Annotated in this window: 18 protein-coding genes; 6 read left to right on the plus strand and 12 right to left on the minus strand. The window is 62.2% G+C overall.

From position 1 onward, the window contains the following. Positions 1 to 354: 354 nt before the first annotated feature. On the minus strand, positions 355 to 1974 hold the full coding sequence (locus AC6I99_RS01390) for an MFS transporter (RefSeq protein WP_497959912.1): 1620 nt from the start codon (positions 1972 to 1974) through the stop codon (positions 355 to 357). 271 nt (positions 1975 to 2245) lie between these two features. Then, entirely contained in the window at positions 2246 to 3043 is a 798-nt protein-coding gene (locus AC6I99_RS01395; RefSeq protein WP_497961907.1) for a putative protein N(5)-glutamine methyltransferase, read from the minus strand. 241 nt (positions 3044 to 3284) lie between these two features. Between AC6I99_RS01395 and AC6I99_RS01400 the strand changes: the two genes are divergently transcribed. Both AC6I99_RS01400 and AC6I99_RS01405 read left to right on the plus strand, forming a co-directional pair. Beyond that, entirely contained in the window at positions 3285 to 3512 is a 228-nt protein-coding gene (locus AC6I99_RS01400; protein ID WP_309929188.1) for a hypothetical protein, read from the plus strand. Positions 3513 to 3600: 88 nt separating this feature from the next. Then, positions 3601 to 3861 carry a hypothetical protein gene (locus AC6I99_RS01405; RefSeq protein WP_224166067.1) on the plus strand — a complete coding sequence of 87 codons (261 nt, stop codon included), beginning with the start codon at positions 3601 to 3603 and terminating at the stop codon, positions 3859 to 3861. Positions 3862 to 3942: 81 nt separating this feature from the next. Here AC6I99_RS01405 and AC6I99_RS01410 read toward each other — a convergent pair whose 3' ends face one another. After that, positions 3943 to 6516 (minus strand): ATP-dependent DNA ligase, encoded by a 2574-nt coding sequence (locus AC6I99_RS01410; protein WP_497959914.1) that lies wholly within the window; start codon positions 6514 to 6516, stop codon positions 3943 to 3945. 38 nt (positions 6517 to 6554) lie between these two features. Between AC6I99_RS01410 and ku the strand changes: the two genes are divergently transcribed. Continuing rightward, on the plus strand, positions 6555 to 7421 hold the full coding sequence (ku, locus tag AC6I99_RS01415) for a non-homologous end joining protein Ku (protein ID WP_224094770.1): 867 nt from the start codon (positions 6555 to 6557) through the stop codon (positions 7419 to 7421). A gap of 43 nt (positions 7422 to 7464) precedes the next feature. On the opposite strand, the gene AC6I99_RS01420 is transcribed toward ku, so the two are convergent. Further along, entirely contained in the window at positions 7465 to 7731 is a 267-nt protein-coding gene (locus AC6I99_RS01420) for a DUF7218 family protein (protein ID WP_224094779.1), read from the minus strand. A 36-nt stretch (positions 7732 to 7767) separates the two neighbouring features. Further along, positions 7768 to 8286: a DUF6328 family protein gene (locus tag AC6I99_RS01425; protein ID WP_224166073.1), complete on the minus strand. Its 519-nt coding sequence runs from the start codon at positions 8284 to 8286 to the stop codon at positions 7768 to 7770. 115 nt (positions 8287 to 8401) lie between these two features. On the opposite strand from AC6I99_RS01425, the gene AC6I99_RS01430 reads away from it, so the two are divergent. Further along, the gene (locus AC6I99_RS01430) at positions 8402 to 8668 is read left to right on the plus strand and encodes a hypothetical protein (RefSeq protein ID WP_224094781.1); all 267 of its coding nucleotides are present in this window, start codon (positions 8402 to 8404) and stop codon (positions 8666 to 8668) included. 191 nt (positions 8669 to 8859) lie between these two features. Here AC6I99_RS01430 and AC6I99_RS01435 read toward each other — a convergent pair whose 3' ends face one another. Then, a complete protein-coding gene (locus AC6I99_RS01435; RefSeq protein WP_018778938.1) occupies positions 8860 to 9030 on the minus strand; it encodes a hypothetical protein in 171 nt (56 codons plus the stop codon). Between the two features lie 302 nt (positions 9031 to 9332). Between AC6I99_RS01435 and AC6I99_RS01440 the strand changes: the two genes are divergently transcribed. Continuing rightward, positions 9333 to 9812 carry a Dps family protein gene (locus AC6I99_RS01440; protein WP_224094784.1) on the plus strand — a complete coding sequence of 160 codons (480 nt, stop codon included), beginning with the start codon at positions 9333 to 9335 and terminating at the stop codon, positions 9810 to 9812. Positions 9813 to 9838: 26 nt separating this feature from the next. Next, a complete protein-coding gene (locus AC6I99_RS01445; RefSeq protein ID WP_497959921.1) occupies positions 9839 to 10828 on the plus strand; it encodes a DNA topoisomerase IB in 990 nt (329 codons plus the stop codon). 59 nt (positions 10829 to 10887) lie between these two features. On the opposite strand, the gene AC6I99_RS01450 is transcribed toward AC6I99_RS01445, so the two are convergent. From AC6I99_RS01450 to AC6I99_RS01475, 6 genes are all read right to left on the minus strand, one after another. Next, a complete protein-coding gene (locus AC6I99_RS01450; protein ID WP_223935423.1) occupies positions 10888 to 11166 on the minus strand; it encodes an HPr family phosphocarrier protein in 279 nt (92 codons plus the stop codon). A gap of 35 nt (positions 11167 to 11201) precedes the next feature. Further along, positions 11202 to 12914 (minus strand): phosphoenolpyruvate--protein phosphotransferase, encoded by a 1713-nt coding sequence (gene ptsP / locus AC6I99_RS01455; RefSeq protein ID WP_224166076.1) that lies wholly within the window; start codon positions 12912 to 12914, stop codon positions 11202 to 11204. Between the two features lie 75 nt (positions 12915 to 12989). Beyond that, the gene (locus tag AC6I99_RS01460) at positions 12990 to 15056 is read right to left on the minus strand and encodes a PTS fructose transporter subunit IIABC (protein ID WP_497959924.1); all 2067 of its coding nucleotides are present in this window, start codon (positions 15054 to 15056) and stop codon (positions 12990 to 12992) included. Positions 15057 to 15058: 2 nt separating this feature from the next. Beyond that, complete coding sequence (locus AC6I99_RS01465) at positions 15059 to 16045, minus strand: 1-phosphofructokinase family hexose kinase (protein ID WP_224094790.1); 987 nt, start codon at positions 16043 to 16045, stop codon at positions 15059 to 15061. After that, positions 16042 to 16833 (minus strand): DeoR/GlpR family DNA-binding transcription regulator, encoded by a 792-nt coding sequence (locus AC6I99_RS01470; protein ID WP_224094793.1) that lies wholly within the window; start codon positions 16831 to 16833, stop codon positions 16042 to 16044. Before AC6I99_RS01470 ends, AC6I99_RS01465 begins: the two co-directional genes overlap by 4 nt. A gap of 787 nt (positions 16834 to 17620) precedes the next feature. After that, positions 17621 to 17953 carry a hypothetical protein gene (locus AC6I99_RS01475; protein ID WP_497943802.1) on the minus strand — a complete coding sequence of 111 codons (333 nt, stop codon included), beginning with the start codon at positions 17951 to 17953 and terminating at the stop codon, positions 17621 to 17623. Positions 17954 to 18218 lie beyond the last annotated feature (265 nt).

Consider the following 18218-nt stretch of genomic DNA (forward strand, 5'->3'; position numbering starts at 1 on the left):
GGTATTCGGAGGCTGCCATCTTTTGGCAACCGGTAGACGATTGGACGGGGCTTAAGGGCGAAAGGATCGAAGTTCACGAACGTGGCCGGGTCATTGATCAGGGCACTGTGGACGCAGTGACGTCAAATGGCTTGGTTCTCTGGCTGGCTTTCGATGGTCCCTCGCCACGCCGGTTGGTAGAGAAGCTGCATGACACGCACGTTCGCCTCCTGCCATAAGTAGAGTGCCGCCGTCGAGCATTAACGGCAGTAGCCACCAACCCCAAGGAGAGCGCCTTGGCGTTGGTGGCTGCTGTGGGCGGCGGGGCCGCGAACTATCGGAAAGCGCTGCTCAGAAGTTGCAGGCAAGTGTTCCCTAGGCGGGAGCCAGATCCTTGTCCCGGCGGCCGAACACTTCATCATCAATTGGCTGGCCGTCGAACGGCATCTCGTCCAGGTTGATGAGCGGGTTGGTGTCCTGTGTTGCTACGAGTTCGCGGGCCTCGGCCGTAGTGTCCACGCTGGGCATGGAGCCGGGCAGCGGACGTTGGGCTGATTCACGCAGGAAGTAGATGGCGATCGCACCCACGATGGACGTTGCCATCAAGTAGTAGGCAGGCATCATGTCGTCGCCGGTACCCTCAATGAGGCCCTGCACGATGAACGGGGTGGTTCCTCCGAAGATGGCCACCGAGAAGTTGTAGGCGATACCCATACCGCCGTAGCGGCTGGACGTCGGGAACAGTGCCGGGAGGGCCGAGGCCAGGTTGGCGATGTAGAACGTCACAGGGAATGCGATCAGGGCAAGGCCTGCCAGTGTCGACCAGATATCGCCGATGCCGATCAGCATGAAGGCGGGAACAGAGAACACGATGGTGCTGCCGGCACCGATCCACAGCACTGGACGGCGGCCGATGCGGTCGGACAACTTACCGGTAAGCGGGATACACAGTGCCATGATCACCAGGACCGGGATGGTCAACAGGGTGCCATGAACGGGATCGTAGCCCTTGGAATCCGTGAGGTATGTAGGCATGTACGAGGTCAGGGCGTAGCCAACAGTGTTGGCCGCCGCTGCCAGGATCATGGCCAGCACGATCTGGCGCCAGTAGGCCTTGATGATGCCAACCGGGCCCTTGGCGACGTTGGCATCTTGTGCCGCGGCGTCCTTGGCGATGGCTTCCTGGGCGTCCAGGGTGGCCTGGAACTGCGGGGATTCCTCGATCTTGCTACGGAAGTACACAGCGATCAGGCCGAGGGGGCCGGCGATCAGGAACGGAAGCCTCCAGCCCCATTCCTCCATGGCTGCCTGTCCGAGCGTGAGCTGCAGGACTGAAACCAGCGCGGCGCCGAGGGCGAAGCCGATGTAGCTGCCCATGTCCAGGAAGCTGGCGAAGAAGCCGCGGCGCTTGTCCGGGGCATATTCGCTCACGAAGGTTGTGGCACCGGCGTATTCACCGCCGGTGGAGAAGCCCTGGACGAGCTTGAGGATTACCAGCAGCGCGGCGGCCCAGATGCCGATCTGCGCATAGCCGGGCAAAAGCCCGACGGCGAAAGTGCTTGCCGCCATCAGCATCAGTGTTGCTGCGAGCACCTTCTGGCGGCCCACTTTGTCGCCGAGCCAACCAAAGACGACGCCGCCAAGCGGGCGGGCGATAAAGGTTGCGGCGAAGGTGCCGAGAAGGAAGAGTGTCTGGACGGACTTGTCCGCTTCCGGAAGGAAGACGGGGCCCATGGTGGTGATGAGGTAGCCGAACACGCCGACGTCGTACCATTCCATGGTGTTGCCGACGATCGTGCCGCCGAGTGCTTTCTTCAGCATCGGCTGGTCCACAACGTTCACGTCGGATTCCTTCAACCGGCGCTTCGTGCGGAGCTTCGTTTTCTTAACGTTCTTTACAGTGTTGGAAGCGGCCGGGGTGTGGGCTGCTTCCGTGTTTCCGATGACGTTCCTTGCGCCATCCGGAGAGACGATCTTGCTTTGGTCTATGGGCATTTGGGCTTCTCCTAGGGAGGTCATTTGCTTGCGACTTCTGCTGCCCCGCTCTGGGCAGGTGTTCAATTTTACGGGGTTTGCCGCCCAAACCCCAGTTGAGATCCGATTTTTGGGCCGTTTTGGGATGCAAATTGCCTAGCTGTGTTGCATCTCATTACCTGCTTTTGCCCTGCAACGGCGCGGAAGACGGGCGATTTTTGCCCTCCCGGGCACGTTGTTACCAAATTGTTTAGCCAAGCCCACCAGATGAGGCGTAATGGGACGCAAAAGCTTACGGATTGCCTCCGGGCGCAGGAGCGGTTCCAAGCACCAGCGTTGCATCCAATTCCTTGTCAACGAGCACCCGTGCACCCAGCCCGCCCGCCTCCATGATCCTGGCAGTTTCGGACGCCTGGTCTTCCGAGGTTTCAATCAGGAGGCAACCTCCAGGCAACAACCACTCAGCAGCGTGCCGCGCAACCCGGCGCTGGACATCCAAACCGTCAGTACCGCCGTCGAGCGCCATCATCGGTTCGTGGAAGCGCGCCTCAGGCGGCATCATTCCGATGGAACCCGTGGGGACGTACGGCGCATTGGCGAGCACCACGTCCACACGTCCCCGGAGCTCGAGGGGGAGGGCGTCGTATAGATCGCCTTGGAAAACGCGCCCGCCACGGGGCTCCACGTTCTTGCGCGCGCAGCCCACCGCAGCCGGATCAATGTCAGCGGCGTACAGCTCGCAGCTACCCAGAAGATCGCTGAGTGCCGCGCCGATCGCCCCCGAGCCACAGCAAAGATCGACGACGACGCCACCCGGCGATGCGATTTTCGCCGCCTGGCGCACTAGGAACTCCGTGCGACGCCGTGGAACGAATACGCCGGGTTCAACAACCATGCGGCTCCCGCAGAAGTCCACCCAACCGAGGATGTGTTCCAAGGGCATTCCCCTGACGCGCTGGTCCACCATGTAGTCCAAATGGTCCGGACTCGTGGCGGCCTCAATGAGGAGTTGCGCTTCCTCCTCCGCGAAGACGCATCCGGCATGGCGGAGGGTGGTGGCGACGGACATTCTCCAGGTCACGGGTGCCATGCTAGCCGAGGGGTTCACAAAAGCGGCGATTCTTGGTTAGGGTATGACGCATGGGAACACTGATTTTTGAGTAGACCGGCATCTGCCCGCAGCGGCACAGCCGAGTTTCACCTGACAAAAATCCACGCCTGTTGAGGCCCTGCCTCCATGCCGTTCCCGTTGTCGACGCTATTTTCTCGAACCGCAACGCCATGGTTTTGGTGCTTCTCCAGGACTTACGCCTGAAGAGGAGTCCACTTTTATGACTGCCAATCCTTCCGAAAACAACACCTCTGAGCCCGCAGCATCGGGAAGTCCGAAGTCCGCCTCGGGCGGCATCAAGTCCAAACTGACCGATGCCCAGAAGGCAATGCTCGCCAGCAAGTCCGGCGGCGGCGCTCCTGCTGGCTGGCAAAGCACGGGCAAGGGCCATAAGCCCACGTCCACCAGCGGCAAGCAGGCCAAGACGGAGAAGAAGGTCCGTTGGTGATTCCTGGATGCAGATAAATCCTGCAGACAACCATCGACAGCCCACCTAGTATTGAAATTCCTTCGTTTCACTGTGGAAAGGAAGAACCATGACTGCAAAGCATCAAGGTGAAAACATCGATCCCGAGGTTGCCAGCCACTTGGTGGAGGCCATGGATATGGCTCCCATGCCTGAGCCGGCAACCATCGATGTAACCCTGGGTTTGGACCAGGAGCAGCACTGGCCGGACGGTAGCGGCAAACGCCGGCACCCGAAGGACCGCGACCAAGCCCACGGACGAGTGGGCCAGGGTGCAGCCGTGACGGCGATCCACCGGACCAGCCGCCCGCAGATGCCGCACTCCTCCTGACCGCAGCCACCCGAACACAGCCAGCCCAACTAGGTAGCAGCACAGCGCGTTTAGGGCTCTCAAAACGCGCTCAAGTGCGACCTAGTTGGGCGGGCTTACGTCTTCCGGGGACTTGTCAGGACGCCACCCACGCCACACGGGATGCCGTAGCCTGCCCGGGCCGGTCCATTCTCCGAAGGTCACTTCGGCCACCAGCTCCGGATCTACCCAGCGGGCACCTGCGGCATCCTCGCGGGGGATATCGGCGAACGGGGAATCGGGTATCAGGCGGGGCTCCAGTTTCTCCATGACATCCCTCAGCTGCCACTCCTTGAACCCGGTGCCCACCCGGCCCACGTAATGCAACTTCCCGCCCTGCGGAATGCCCAACAGCAACGAGCCAAAGGTTCCATTCCGGGCACCTGCGCCGGGTCGCCAGCCACCAACAACCACTTCCTGGCTCTGCTCCAGCTTGAGTTTGATCCACGAGCGGCTACGCCTGCCTACCACGTAGCGGCTATCTGCTTTCTTCGCCATCACCCCTTCCAAGCCGAGTTCAGCCGCGCTTGCCATGAGGTCGTCGACGTCGTGGTCCAACACAGCCGAAAGGTGAAGCGGGCAGCCCGTGCGCAAGCCCCCGGCAAACGCGGCAAGCCGCTCCCGACGCTCACGGAAAGGAAGCCCACTCAGATCCGTCCGGCCGTCGTACAGAAGGTCGAACAGCATCAGCTGCACCGGGACCGAAGCGCGGGCTCGTTCGATGTCAGCGGTCTTCACCAGGTTCATCCGGAGCTGCAGACGGCCAAAATCAGGCCTCGAACCCTTTCCAAGTGCCACGATTTCACCGTCGGCCACGAAATCGCCGTCGGGCCAGCATGATCGGTCTGTTAGTTCGGGGTAGGTGGCAGTGAGATCGTTGCCGTTGCGACTCATGAGACGGATCCTGCCCTCGGTGCCGGTGATGATGGCGCGGATTCCGTCCCATTTCAGTTCGTACAGCCAATCCTCGCCGCGAAGGTCGGCGACGGTGCCCGACGTGGCAAGCATGGGAGTGTAGTTCGCCATTGGCTGGGGAGCGGCTGGGCTCGATGCCGCGACAGGTGCGACCTTGTCGGAAGGATTGGCAGTGCCCTTTCGAAGCCGTCTTCCGGGTTGCTCCTTCATCAAGTGGATCAGCCAACGGTCGCCCGTATTGATCAGTGCCAGACGTTTGGTCCCGTGCAGTCCACCTCCTGGCTGGCCCGTTAGCGTTGCGATCACTTCCTTGCCGTCCCGCCATTTCTCGCACGTGTACTCGCCACGGTCCCAAATAGTCATGGTCCCTGCACCATATTCACCTTTGGGAATGACGCCAGCGAAGTCCGCGTATTCCATCGGATGGTCTTCCGTATGCACGGCAAGGTTGTTCCGGTCGGGCGTCTCCGGAACGCCGCGCGGCAAAGCCCACGACGCAAGTACGCCGTTGTGCTCCAGCCGCAGATCCAGGTGGTAGCGGCGGGCATGGTGCTCCTGGATGACGAAGATCCCGCCGGGCGGTGCAGGGTCGCCGGGCTTCGGCTGGTCAGAGGAAGATCCTCCCGGCGTCGCCGAGGCAGAAGCAGCCGACGACGCCGGGAACGGCTCCGGGGTCTTCTCCGGATCGCGCATCCCCACATATTTGGCGAGACGGTTCTCCACGGTCACCACGCGCTCGCGGGAACCGCCCGAACCGCTGTGGGTTGCCGAACCGCTGCGGGCTCCAGCGCCGTCGTCATCATCCGTATACTCTCCGTGCGGCGGGAGGTGCCGTGACGAGATAGGGGCGAAGTGGTCCTTGCCGGTCTTGACCCGCTTCATCACCGCCGTGTAATCAAGATGGTCCAGGGTGCTCGAGGAGAGTTCGCGCCACGTGCGCGGCGCCGCGACCGTTGGATGGGCTTTACCGCGGAGTGAGTAAGGGACGATGGTGGTCTTGTTCCCGCTGTTCTGGCTCCAGTCCACCAACACTTTGCCGTGGCGGAGGGATTTCTTCATGTCGCTGACCACCAGCTCGGGATGGTCGGACTCAAGGGCACGCGCCAGCTCATGGGCGAAGGACGATACTTGCTCGGACTTCAGGGTCCCCTCCAGCCCGGTATAAAGGTGGATTCCTTTGCTGCCGCTGGTCACTGGCACCGGTTCCATGCCCATGTCCTGCAGGATGGAGCGGGCAAGTTTGGCCACTTCAACGCACTCAGGCAGGCCTGCGCCGGGACCGGGGTCAAGATCCAGGACGAAGCGGTCGGGCCGGAGCGGATTACCCTCGGCGTCAACCTGCCATTGCGGGACGTGGATCTCCAGGGATGCTATCTGTGCCATCCATGTAAGCGTGGCGAGGTTGTTGACCATGGGGTAGACGTTGGTGTGGTCCGAGTGCTGGATGGCCGTGCGGGGGATCCACTTGGGCGCGGAGTCTTCGAGGTTCTTCTGAAAGAACACCTGTCCGGGGTGCTCGGCAGTGCCCACCCCGTTGACCCAGCGCTTGCGTGTGACGGGCCTGTTGGCGGCGGCAGGAATGAGGAAAGGCGCGACTGCGGCATAGTATTCCAGGACTTCGGCCTTGGTTGTCCCGGTCTCGGGGTAGATGATCTTGCCCAGGTTGGTGAGGGTCAGCTCGTGGCCTTCCACGTTCACCCGCTCCTGTTGCTTGCCTGCCACCTCTTCTCCTCTGCTGTCTTGTGCTGTTGACTGGGTGCATGAGGGCCATATGGAAGGGATCTATCGCGTTCGGTCTGGTCAACGTACCAGTGAAGCTTTACAGCGCCACGGAGGACCACGATATTGGCCTTCACCAAGTCCACAATAAGGACGGGGGACGCATCCGGTACCAGCGGAAGTGTGAAATTTGCGGCGAAGTTGTTGCTTACGAAGATATCGACAAGGCCTACGAAGAGGAAGGCCGGACTGTTGTTCTCACGGCGGCCGAATTGAAGTCCTTGCCGGAAGAGAACAGCCGCGAAATTGAGGTAGTGGAATTCATTCCTGCCGAGCAACTGGACCCGATCATGTACGAGCGCAGTTATTTCCTGGAGCCGGATTCCAAATCCCCCAAAGCCTATATGCTGCTGCGGCAGACACTTGAGGACACGGACAGGATTGCAATCGTCCAGTACGCCCTGCGGCAGAAGACACGGCTCGGAGCCCTGCGCGTACGCGGGGACGTACTCCTTCTGCAGGCCCTGCTCTGGGGCGATGAAGTCCGGGAGGCCAAGTTCCCCTCGCTTGAGACGGACATCAAGATCTCCGATAAGGAACTGGAAATGTCCTCCGCCCTGGTGGATTCCATGGCCCACGACTTCGACCCCGAAGAATACACCGACGATTACCAGGTGCAGCTCCGAACGTTGATCGAGGCCAAGCTCGAAAAGGGCGAAGCGCTGGATACGGAGGCCACGTTCGGTGTCACGGAAGGCGAAGGGGAGGGCGGCGACGTCATCGATCTCATGGAGGCGCTGAAACGGAGCCTGGACAAGAAGCGCGGCAAGGAAAAAGCGGCCGACGACGACGCTGCCGCCAGCAAAACTGCCAGCAAGCCAAAGACGCGGGCCAAGAAAAAGGCGTGACCCGGCGTCGGGCTTTGTTTATTCGTTGGTGGTTCCGAAACCTTTAGTGGTTCCGCAGCATTGAAATGATCTCGGACTTCTTCTTGCCGGAGTATCCCTTGATTCCGAGTTCCTTGGCGCGGGACTTCAGTTTGTCCACGGTCCAATCGTCGTAGTCGCCGGACTTGCCTCCCTTGCGGCCTACTTCCTTGCGTCCCTGCTTGGCCGCAGCATTGGATACGCGGGCCGCTTTTTCCTTGGACGCGCCCTCGTCGCGGAGTTCTTCATATAGCTTCGGGTCCTTCAGACTCGAATTCTTCTTTCCAGGCATGGTGCGCTTCCTTTCGCGTATTGATGTGCCTTTTGCTCACGGTGCATTTCCGCTCTTGCCGTTCCCGTTTTGCAGGGCCCGCCGCTGCAGCCATATGGGCATGCCCACAACGAGTAGCAGCAGGACCAGGACGATGAAGCCACCGGCAATCAGGGCTGCTGTTCGGCCGGCGGTGACATCGAAGACCAGGGTGGCCGAACCCACAATCAGGATGGCTACGCCGCCCAAGGCCCATTTGGTGATGGCATCGGCGCTGGAGACGAGAGTGGCTTTGAGTCCCCGGCGGAAAAGGCGGCGATGCACGCTGACCGGAAGAAGGATCAAAGCAGTTGTCAGGGCCGCTGCCATGACATTGAAGAGGTAGAGTCCGCGTTGCCACTCGTCCAGGTGCTCAAAGCGCGCTTGGAAGGGCAAGGTCAGCAGGAAGCCTCCCAGGATCTGGACGCCGGTCTGGAGCACCCGCAGTTCCTGGATCAGCTCCATCCAGTTGCGGTCCATCCGTTCTTCAACGGATTCGTTCCTGCCGGTCCTGGGAACCTGCTCCGGCTCTACCATTCGTACACCTCCAGATAGCTATTGGTGGACGCCGACACTACACCGGACTACGGTCGAACTGTCAGCATTCCTCGAACAATTTTTGGGGCCTCAAAGGATTTCCAAGGAGGAAGAAATGAGTCAGGACGAACACCGCGTTGACCCTGAAGACGCTGCCGGCGGCTATGGCACACCAACGCCTGAGCAGGAACTGCCAGGACAGGGATCGGAGCGTGAAACACCCGAGCGGCCATCGCCGGGTACGCCTCCCGGACCGGGGGAGCCACCTGAGGGCAGGCCCACTCCGGAGGACCCGGATACTTCTCCCGTTCCGGAGTCGCCGGACGAGTTCCCTACTCCGCGGGATCCTGACGTGGCACCTCCTCCCAGTACGGGCGGGTAAAAGACTGCGTTTCATGCGAATATGGCGGCTAAAGCGCCCGTTCCGGAGCCTGTATCCGGGTGCCGGATGCGCCGGAGGACTGCCCCTGCTTGCAGTTCGCCTGCAGTGGGACAGTCCTCACGTTCCGCGGTATTCATCGGCAGGCCGACCAAAGTCCTTGGCCGGTGCGGGTCATTGCCGCGGTGCGCGCTCTATACCGTGTGTCCCCTGCGGCCCGACATGAAGCTGAGCAACCAGCCGATAGCTGCGATAACGAGGAGGACGACGCCTACCCACAGCAGCCAGTTCAGGGCCTGCGAGAAGCCGCCCACCAAGAGAAGGACAATTGCAACTACACCAGCAATGATCAGAAGCGTGTTCATGGTCAGCACATTCCTTTCTGGGGGAATCCGCAAAGAATCTTTGGATTCCTGACTATGCATTCCTATTTACTTCTACGGTTACTTGGGAGCGTTCCACCGCCTCCAAGTACTTTTTATCGCTACCACTTCCGGCCCTCACCGAGGGGTGAAGTTCGCCAGATGTGAACAGCAACACTCTTCATTGTACTACTAAGCAACCTTATGAAAGAGTTATTGAAGTCGCCACTTGATGAATGACCCACATCGAAGGAATTCGACACCAGGGTTTTTCGCTTGCACCGACCGTCCAAGGAGAGGAAAACATGAAAGCGTCACAGCAGCTTGCAGACAACCTTCAAATCGTCCTGACAGACCTGATCGAGCTACAGCTCCAGGGCAAGCAGGCGCACTGGAACATCGTCGGTCCGAACTTCCGTGACCTCCACCTCCAGCTGGACGAACTCGTTGCGGCCACCCGTCAATTCGCGGATGACACCGCCGAACGGATGAGGGCCCTTCACGCCTTGCCAGATGGCCGGAGCGGGACCATCTCCGCCGGCACCCGCCTTGAAGAGTTCCCCGGAGGGCTGGTCAACACCAAGAACGCAGTCAAGCTGGTCACCGAGCGTGTGGAGCGGACCGTCCAGACCATGCGGGACGTCCATGACGAGGTGGACGAAGAAGATCCCACAACAGCGGACCTGCTGCACGAATTCATCGCCCGCCTGGAGCAGCTTGTATGGATGATCAACGCCGAGGTCATGAGCGCGGGAGCCGCAGTCACGGATCCCGACGAAGCCTAGCCCACCCCTGAACTCGATCACTGAAAATGCCAAGGCTTCGGCGAAGTGACCTTTCCAAGCCCGGTATTGAACGCCGCAGGGCCGGCAAAGGGTTCAGTTACAGGTATCCCGACGGGAGCCTGGTACGCCAAGAGGATCGCCAGCGCATTAATGCGCTGGCGATCCCGCCTGCGTGGACCGAGGTGTGGATCAGTCCCAACATCAATGGACACATCCAGGCCACGGGGGTGGACGCGGCGGGTCGAAGCCAATACATCTACCACCCTCGGTGGCGCGAACGTAAAGACACCGAGAAGTTCCAGCGGGCCACGGAATTGGGCTCGGTGCTTCCTGGCGTGCGCAGGACTGTCACACTGCACTTGAAAGACACCTCGTCTCCCCGGCAGCAGACCCTGGCCGCGGCCGTGCGTCTCATGGATCTGGGCGCTCTCCGCGTGGGCTCTGAAAGCTACATGCGTCAGAACGGCTCCTACGGACTCACCACGCTCAGGTGCCGGCACGCGCGAATCAAGGACAATGCCGTGGGCCTGAAGTTCCCGGGCAAGAGCGGGCAGTGGTGGGACATCTCCATCCAGGATCCCGCGCTGGCAGCTTTCCTGGAGCCGCTGGCCCGCCGGCCCGGCAAGGAACGCTTGCTTGCCTACCAGTCCGATGGTTCATGGGTTTCGATAGACGCTGCCATGATCAACGAGTACCTCCGCGGAATTGCCGGAGCGGCCTACACCTCCAAGGATTTCCGTACCTGGAAGGGGACCGCGGCGGCAGCCCTGTCCTTGTTGAAGTCCGAAGGCACCATGACGCGGCCCCAGGCTTTGGTGAAGGCCATGAAGGACGCTGCCCAACTGCTGGGCAACACCCCCACCGTGGCGCGTACTTCCTACGTGGACCCCAGGATCGTGGAGGCCTATCTGTCCGGGGAATTGCAGGACGTGAAGCCCACTGAGGCCTCGATTGCGGCCTTCCTCATAGGGAAGCAGAGCCAGGGTCTTCCGGTCCAGGACACAAAAAAGGCCTGAAGCCACCCAAATCGAGGTGTCTTCAGGCCTTTTACGTGTCGCTGGGTGGTTTAGCGGTCCTACTCGGCGTCGTGGTCCGTTTCGAGGATCTTCACCAGGCTGTCCAGGGCTGCTTCTGCCCCTTCGCCTTCGGCACGCAGCACTACGACGTCGCCGTGGGAGGCGCCCAGGCTCATGAGGGACAGGATGCTGGCTGCGTCCATGGCGTCATCGGCAGGCTCGCCTTCGCGGGCGATGGTGACCTCAAGGTCAAGGTCGCCTGCGGCTTCAGCGAAGATGGCTGCCGGGCGGGCGTGGAGGCCGACGCGGCTTGCGATGGTGGCGGTACGTTCAGGCATTGGTGCTCCTTTGATGTGGGTGGTTGTGGGGAAGTCTAGAGGCCGAGCTCGTTCAGGATGGGAAGCTGGGCCCGGACCGCGCTGCGTGCCGCGGCTGCGTTGGGGGCCGTCAAGGCAATCGCTGCCAGCTGTTGCGCCTGGGCAACAGTCACAGTGGCAAGTACGGTCGCGACGGCGGCAAGCGCCCGGGCACTCATCGACAGCGTCGCCACGCCAAGTCCAACGAGTACGACGGCGAGTGCCGGGTCCGCTGCTGCCTCACCGCAGACGCCAACCGGCTTGGCCGTGCCGCTTTCGCCGCTGACCTGCGCGGCGCCGTCGGCCGTTAGCTTGACCAACTGCAGAACTGCGGGCTGCCACGGATCGTTCAGCGTGGCGAGCGGCCCAAGCTGACGGTCCGCTGCCATGGCGTACTGGGTGAGGTCGTTGGTGCCGAGGGACGCGAAGCTCACTTCGCGCAGAACAGTGGCGGCGGTCAGCGCTGCCGACGGAACCTCCACCATGACACCAGGGGTTTTGAGCCCGGCGGCGGCGCAAAGCGTGGCGAACCGCGCGGCCTCGTCCGCCGTCGAGATCATGGGCGCCATGACCCAGACCTCGGCGTTGTTGGCTGCTTCGGCCGCGGCGATGGCCTCGAGCTGCCGTTCGAGGACGCCGGGGGACGTGAGGTCCGTGCGGTATCCGCGGACACCGAGTGCGGGGTTCGGTTCGTCGGCGTTGGTGAGGAACGGCAGCGGCTTGTCCGCGCCCGCGTCCAGGGTCCTGACCACAACTTTCTTACCCGGGAAGGCTGCAAAAACGGCTCCGTAAGCCGCGATCTGTTCCTCCACAGTGGGTTCGTCGTCGCGGTCCAGGAAGCAGAATTCCGTCCGCAGAAGTCCAACGCCCTCGGCGCCGGCGTCGGCCGCTTTGACCGCATCCGCACCCGTGCCAACGTTTGCCAACAACGGCACCCGGAAACCGTCGGCCATGGTGTTGTTCCCGCTGAAGGCCGCCAGCGTGGAAGCCTGGGTGGCCCACGCCTTGGCAGCCAACCGCAGGTCTTCACCGGGCTCAACTGTGATGGTGCCTGCGGCGCCGTCCACATAGACCTCGGTGCCATCCGCAATCTCGTCCACGCCCAGCGCGGCTACAACGGCGGGCAAGCCGAGAGCACGGGCAAGGATGGCTGTATGCGACTGCGGCCCGCCGCTGGAGGTAATCAGCGCGACTACCTTGGATGGGTCCAGCGTGGCAGTATCAGCAGGCGCCAGGTCCTCAGCCGCCAGAATGAACGGTACATCGGAGGCCGGGATCCCCGGTGCCGGCAGGCCCCGGAGCTCAGACACTATGCGTGCCCGGACGTCGAGGACGTCCGCCACGCGCTCGGCCATGTACCCGCCCAGGCCCTTGAGGGTCTCAGCCACCGTTCCGCCAGCCTCCCAGATTGCACGTTCAGCAGTCCGTGCACCACCTGGAGCCTCAGGAGACAACAGCTTGATGGCCGATTTCACCAGCATGGGGTCGGCGGCCATCAAAGCCGTTGCTTCCAAAACTTCCTTGCCTTCTCCGTTGGCCGTAGCCGCACGGGCCCTCAGTTCAGCCTGAACCGCCTTGGCAGCGTCCTTGATGCGCTGCCCCTGCGATTCAACCGTGACGTCGGCAGGAATGTTGACGTTCGGGTGCGGCTCCTGGATCGGTTTCGGCATCTGCTTTACCGGTGCCAGGACGCGCCCGGGAGCTACGCCTACGCCTGAGAAGGTCTGCATGTATCTGGTCCTCTGATTGCTTGGGTGCTGTTGGGCTGACGGGTTATCTGCCGGCGCTTACACGCCTGCCGGGACTTACACGCCTGCTGGGACGGGAACTGCCTCGGCCTCAACCGGCTTGCGGACAGCCCAGCGCTTGAGGGCAATTACAAGGAGCGCGGTGATGACCACACCGACAGCGATCGACAGGAAGAACAACAGGAAGTTGTCGATTGCGAAGAACACGAAGATGCCACCGTGCGGAGCCTTGGACGTGACCGCGAAGGCCATGGACAGGGCACCGGTTACGGCGCCACCCACCATGCTGGCGGGGATGACGCGAAGCGGGTCAGCAGCTGCGAACGGGATGGCGCCCTCGGAGATGAAGGATGCACCCAGAAGCCAGGCGGCCTTTCCGTTTTCACGCTCAGCCAAGGAGAACAGCTTCTTGTCCAGCACGGTAGCCAGGGCCATGGCGAGCGGCGGAACCATGCCCGCTGCCATCACGGCGGCCATGATCTGCCACGGTGCCTGGTTTGCCACCGTTGCCGTGCCGAGGCCCGCAACAGCGAAGGAGTACGCAACCTTGTTGACCGGACCACCAAGGTCGAAGCACATCATGAGGCCGAGGATGATGCCGAGGACGATTGCGCCTGCGCCGGTGAGGCCCGAAAGGCCGGTGTTCAGTGCCTTGGTCAGTGCCACGATCGGAGCACCAAGGATCAGGAACATCAGGCCGGAGGCCACGAGGGAGGCGAGCAACGGAATAATGACCACAGGCATCAGGCCACGCAGCCAGCGGGGAACATCGAGTTTGCCGATCTGGAAGGCGATGTAGCCGGCCAGCAGACCGCCAACAATGGCCCCGAGGAAGCCTGCGCCCATGAACCCGGATACAGCGCCGGCGACAAAACCGGGGGCAATGCCGGGACGGTCAGCGATGGCGTAGGCGATGTAGCCGGCCAGCGCGGGAACCAGGAATCCGAGGGACAGTGCGCCGATCTTGAACAGCACAGCACCGATGTAGGCTCCAAGCGGACCCCAGGCGTTGTCCGGGAACTCGGTGGGCAGGTTGAAGATGCTGTTCTGAACCAGCATCTTGTCAGCGAAGCCCGTGATTTCGTAGCCGCCAAGCAGGAAGCCGATCGCAATCAGCAGGCCGCCACCGGCGACGAACGGGATCATGTACGAAACACCAGTGAGGAGTGCGCGCTTGAGCTTCTGGCCGATGTGCTCGCCCTTTTCCTCAGCAGCACGCTCGGCCTGCTCTTCGGCACCGAAGTGCGGGACGCGGCGTGCGTGCGGATCATCCGCAGCAGCCAACGCTTCCTGGACCATCTTGGTGGGTTCATCGATGCCGCGCTTGACCGGAGCGTTGATGACCGGCTTTCCGGCGAAGCGCTCCTTGCCGCGGACGTCCACGTCGACAGCGAAAATCACTGCGTCAGCAGCGGCAATGATGGCCGGATCCAGCGGCTTGGCCCCGGAGGAGCCCTGCGTCTCAACCTGGAGATCCACGCCCATTTCCTGGGCAGCGGCAACGAGCGAGTCAGCAGCCATGTAGGTGTGGGCGATGCCGGTGGGGCACGCTGTAACGGCGACGATGCGCTTGGGTCCGGCAGCCGCACTCGTGGTTGATCCGGCAGTGGCCCCAGCGGCAGCGGGTGCTGCAGCAGCTTCGGTGGCCGGAGCAGCTGCAGCTGCAGCGGGCTTGTCCGCCAAGGCCCCATCAACGAGGTCCACGATGTCCTGCTCAGTGGCTGCCGCGCGCAACGCTGCCGTGAAGTCCTTCTTGATGAGGGAGCGGGCCAGCTTGGAGAGCAACTTCAGGTGCTCCTGGTCAGCGCCGTCCGGGGCGGCAATGAAGAAGATGAGGTCCGCCGGGCCGTCCTTGGCGCCGAAGTCCACCTTGTGGGACAGGCGGGCCATGGCAAGGGCGGGCTCGGTGACTGCGGCCGAGCGGCAGTGCGGAATCGCTATGCCGCCGGGCACGCCGGTAGCGGTTTTCTGCTCGCGGGCGAAGGCATCAGTGAAGAGCCCTTCAACCTCGGTAGCACGGCCAGCAGTGGCGACTTTGCCGGCCAGGACGCGGATGACGTCGGCAGGGGAGTCGCCCAGGTTCTGGTCGAGGATGACCAATTGGGGTGTGATCAGCTGGGTCACTGTTAGTCCTTCTGGAGGGCCGTGATGGTTACGGCGTTGGGGGTTGTCTGGTGGACTGCAGGGACAGTGGAGCCCGGCAGCGAAGCAGCAGCGGCACCATGTGCCACGGCCTGACGAAGGCAGTCCTGGGCGGAACCGCCTTGGATAGCAGCCAGCAAGTAGCCGGCCAGTGCAGAATCCCCGGCGCCCACCGTGCTGACGGCCTGGATGGGAGGATGCGTGGCAAGCCACGCCCCATCGGCCGTCACCAGGATTGCGCCCTTGGATCCGAGTGTTGCCAGAACGGCGCCCACACCGCTTTCGACGACGGCGGCAGCAGCTTGGGCGGCTCGTGCCGGGTCGGCTTCCAGTTCTTCGGCGGTGGAGACAATGGCGAAGCCGGCAGCGGCAGCGAGCTCTGCGAGCTCTTCGGCGTTGGGCTTGAGGAGATCGGGTTTTCCTGCGGCATCGCCTTTCAAAGCTGCCGCAAGCGGAGCCCCGGAAGAGTCGATGGCGATGCCGGGGATGGCCGATCCATCAGTGTTCGACCGGAGCCGACGAGCGATTGTGGCGTAGAAATCCGCGGGCACTCCTGGTGGGAGCGAGCCTGCGAGAACCACCCAGCTGGCGCCACGGGAGCGCTCCAGCAGCAGCCCGATCAGGGCTTCCTGCTGTTCGTCGCTCAGCTCCGGGCCGGGTTCGTTGATCTTGGTGGTGACGCCATCCGGTTCGGTGAGGGTGACGTTGCTGCGTAGCGCCTGACCGATGGGCAGGGCAGCGAACGGCACACCGGCGTCGTGCAGTCCGGAAAGTACCGGATCCGAGTCAGCGCCTGGAAGGACGGCAAGTGTTTCGAGGCCGGAAGCCACCAGGGCGCGGGAAACGTTGACGCCTTTTCCGCCCGACTCCTGGTGGACGGCGACGGCACGTTGTACCTCGCCGCGGGCCAGTGGTGCCGGAAGCTCCACCGTGCGGTCCAGGCTTGGGTTGGCCGTGAGTGTGACGATCATGCGATCACCACGTCAACGCCGGCTTCGGCCAGGGCTGCGCTGAGTTCAGCGGAGGGTTCACTGTCTGTAATCAAAGTGTCAACATCCTTCAGGGTGGCGAACTGGACCAATGTCTCGGCGTCCAGCTTGGAAGAATCGGCCAATGCCACAACGCGGCGGGCTGACTTGACGAAGGCGGCTTTTACCGCGGCTTCTTCAGGATCGGGCGTGCTGAGCCCGAAGGTGGCGTGGATGCCGTTTGCGCCGACGAAGGCGATGTCAGGACGAAGCCTGAAAGCGGCCTCCACTGTGGACTGTCCGACGGCGGCCTGGGTCAGCCCGCGTACCCGGCCACCCAGGATCTGAAGGGCGATGCCCGCTGTGGAGGAAAGCTTGCCGGCAATGGGAATGGCGTGGGTGATGACCACGAGTTCTTCGTTGCCGTTGGCTGCGGGCGTCCGCTGCGCGAGCAGGTCTGCCAGGGTCTCGGTTGTGGAGCCTGCGTCCAGCAGGATGCTGCCCGTGGTGAGTTCCGGAATCAGGGCGAGCGCGGCAGCTGCGATGCGGTGTTTCTCGGATTGGCGCTGGATGGCGCGCTCCAGGATGCTTTCCTCGCGGGTACTCAAGCGGTCCGAGGGGACAGCCCCACCATGAACGCGGCGCAGGCTCCCCGAAACTTCGAGAGCTGCGAGATCACGGCGGATGGTTTCCGTGGTGATGCTGAAACGGTCGGCGAGGTCAGTGACGCTCACCCGTCCGCGCTCTGCGACGAGTGCGGAGATCAGTTGTTGGCGCTCTTCAGCGAACACTTACCCTCCATTGCGGTAAAGCCATTTGTCAGTGCAGCCCATCAGGTGACTGCTGTCACAACGATGTGGAATTGCTTGACTCTATCTTTGTTTGTGTTGGTAAGTCAATAGAAACCAACATAAACAAAGATTGGATGGGGGTTAGCTGTTCAGTAGGGCGTTGAGGCTGGCTGGCTACGGGGCGCGCCAAAGTTCGGGCACGCCAAAGTTTCGGGCACGCGAAAGGGCATGCCACACTCCCTGTAGTGCGGCATGCCCTCCTTCGGGTCCTGACTGGGGGATTTGCCAGGATCCGGTCTATGGGGTTGGAAACCTCCTAAAGAGGTGGCTGTCCAGGCGGTTGTCCAGTATCTGGCCGCGCCGGTGGTGACGGCACTGTTGGCCCCGGCGTCGGGTCCGGGACCGGGGGAGGTCCTGGTTCCGGCAAGGGAACCGGCTCCGGTGTGGGTCCCGGTTCCCTGGTGGGATCTTTCCTGGTGGGATCCGGTTGCGAAGGGTCCGGCGGGAAGTCACTCAAGGTCAAACGCCCCGTAGGTGCGTGGTACGCCGATGAAGTTCGCGCGCGACGCTGGGCGAGTACCTGCTGATGTCCCACCCGGAGCCTGGGTAGTCGATCGGAAGATTGTCCGGGTCCGGCGGATCCGGAAGCTTGTGCTTTCTAACCGGCCTGTGATCAGTCCCGGTAACTGGAGACTCGTCCTTCTTTGAATCGGTCTGCATGTTTTCCCTTCCTGTTCCTCTACCTCTGTTAAAACTGGTTTCGTTGCTAGGGGCGTGATTACCGCATCTAGTCCGGGATTTCCATGCGGAAGCCGCACGGGCAGCGGAGGATGCGGGTATTGATGATGACCTCGTACATGCGTAGTTGGCCCCCACGCTTCAGGACAAGCGGGGCCTGGATCCGCCGTAGCTCGCAACTACTGGTCCTCATGGGTTCCCCACAATGCAAGTACTGGCCCCCGAACTGCAGTACTCCCTGGGAAACCCCGGGGCGGTTCAGGACGACGGCCACTCTTTGTACCGTGGCGGTCTGGTCGTAGGAGTAATTGCAGGCGCGGCATTCGTAGGCCACATCTACTGTGTTGGGGGAGGGAGGATAGTGCGATTGGATCGAATCCACCACCAAATGTTGGTCAGTATTGCAGTGTGTACACCATAGGGGGTCGTCTGGTTGGTGGGCTTCGTCGGGAACTCTTGACTCGGGCTGGGCCGACATGGGATTTACCTCTGCATTGTTAATGCGGGGTGCCCGTCTGCATGAGCTGTAAAGCCTGTCCGGCAATGCGGACTCTAGCTAGATTGTGCACATAGGTGCACGGCAGATGCAAGGATTCTGGAGCTTGTTCTTCCGGGAGTGACGAGTTGGCTCCGGACGATCGTAAACT

It is taken from the genome of Arthrobacter sp. TmtSoilC77, assembly GCF_059739415.1.

Excerpts from the sequence above, each read along its gene's own strand:
- AC6I99_RS01390 (WP_497959912.1), bottom strand. The coding sequence starts at position 1,974 with ATGCCCATAGACCAAAGCAAGATCGTCTCTCCGGATGGCGCAAGGAAC.
- AC6I99_RS01395 (WP_497961907.1), bottom strand. The coding sequence starts at position 3,043 with ATGGCACCCGTGACCTGGAGAATGTCCGTCGCCACCACCCTCCGCCAT.
- AC6I99_RS01400 (WP_309929188.1), top strand. The coding sequence starts at position 3,285 with ATGACTGCCAATCCTTCCGAAAACAACACCTCTGAGCCCGCAGCATCG.
- AC6I99_RS01405 (WP_224166067.1), top strand. The coding sequence starts at position 3,601 with ATGACTGCAAAGCATCAAGGTGAAAACATCGATCCCGAGGTTGCCAGC.
- ku (WP_224094770.1), top strand. The coding sequence starts at position 6,555 with ATGAGGGCCATATGGAAGGGATCTATCGCGTTCGGTCTGGTCAACGTA.
- AC6I99_RS01420 (WP_224094779.1), bottom strand. The coding sequence starts at position 7,731 with ATGCCTGGAAAGAAGAATTCGAGTCTGAAGGACCCGAAGCTATATGAA.
- AC6I99_RS01425 (WP_224166073.1), bottom strand. The coding sequence starts at position 8,286 with ATGGTAGAGCCGGAGCAGGTTCCCAGGACCGGCAGGAACGAATCCGTT.
- AC6I99_RS01430 (WP_224094781.1), top strand. The coding sequence starts at position 8,402 with ATGAGTCAGGACGAACACCGCGTTGACCCTGAAGACGCTGCCGGCGGC.
- AC6I99_RS01435 (WP_018778938.1), bottom strand. The coding sequence starts at position 9,030 with ATGAACACGCTTCTGATCATTGCTGGTGTAGTTGCAATTGTCCTTCTC.
- AC6I99_RS01440 (WP_224094784.1), top strand. The coding sequence starts at position 9,333 with ATGAAAGCGTCACAGCAGCTTGCAGACAACCTTCAAATCGTCCTGACA.
- AC6I99_RS01445 (WP_497959921.1), top strand. The coding sequence starts at position 9,839 with ATGCCAAGGCTTCGGCGAAGTGACCTTTCCAAGCCCGGTATTGAACGC.
- AC6I99_RS01450 (WP_223935423.1), bottom strand. The coding sequence starts at position 11,166 with ATGCCTGAACGTACCGCCACCATCGCAAGCCGCGTCGGCCTCCACGCC.
- ptsP (WP_224166076.1), bottom strand. The coding sequence starts at position 12,914 with ATGCAGACCTTCTCAGGCGTAGGCGTAGCTCCCGGGCGCGTCCTGGCA.
- AC6I99_RS01465 (WP_224094790.1), bottom strand. The coding sequence starts at position 16,045 with ATGATCGTCACACTCACGGCCAACCCAAGCCTGGACCGCACGGTGGAG.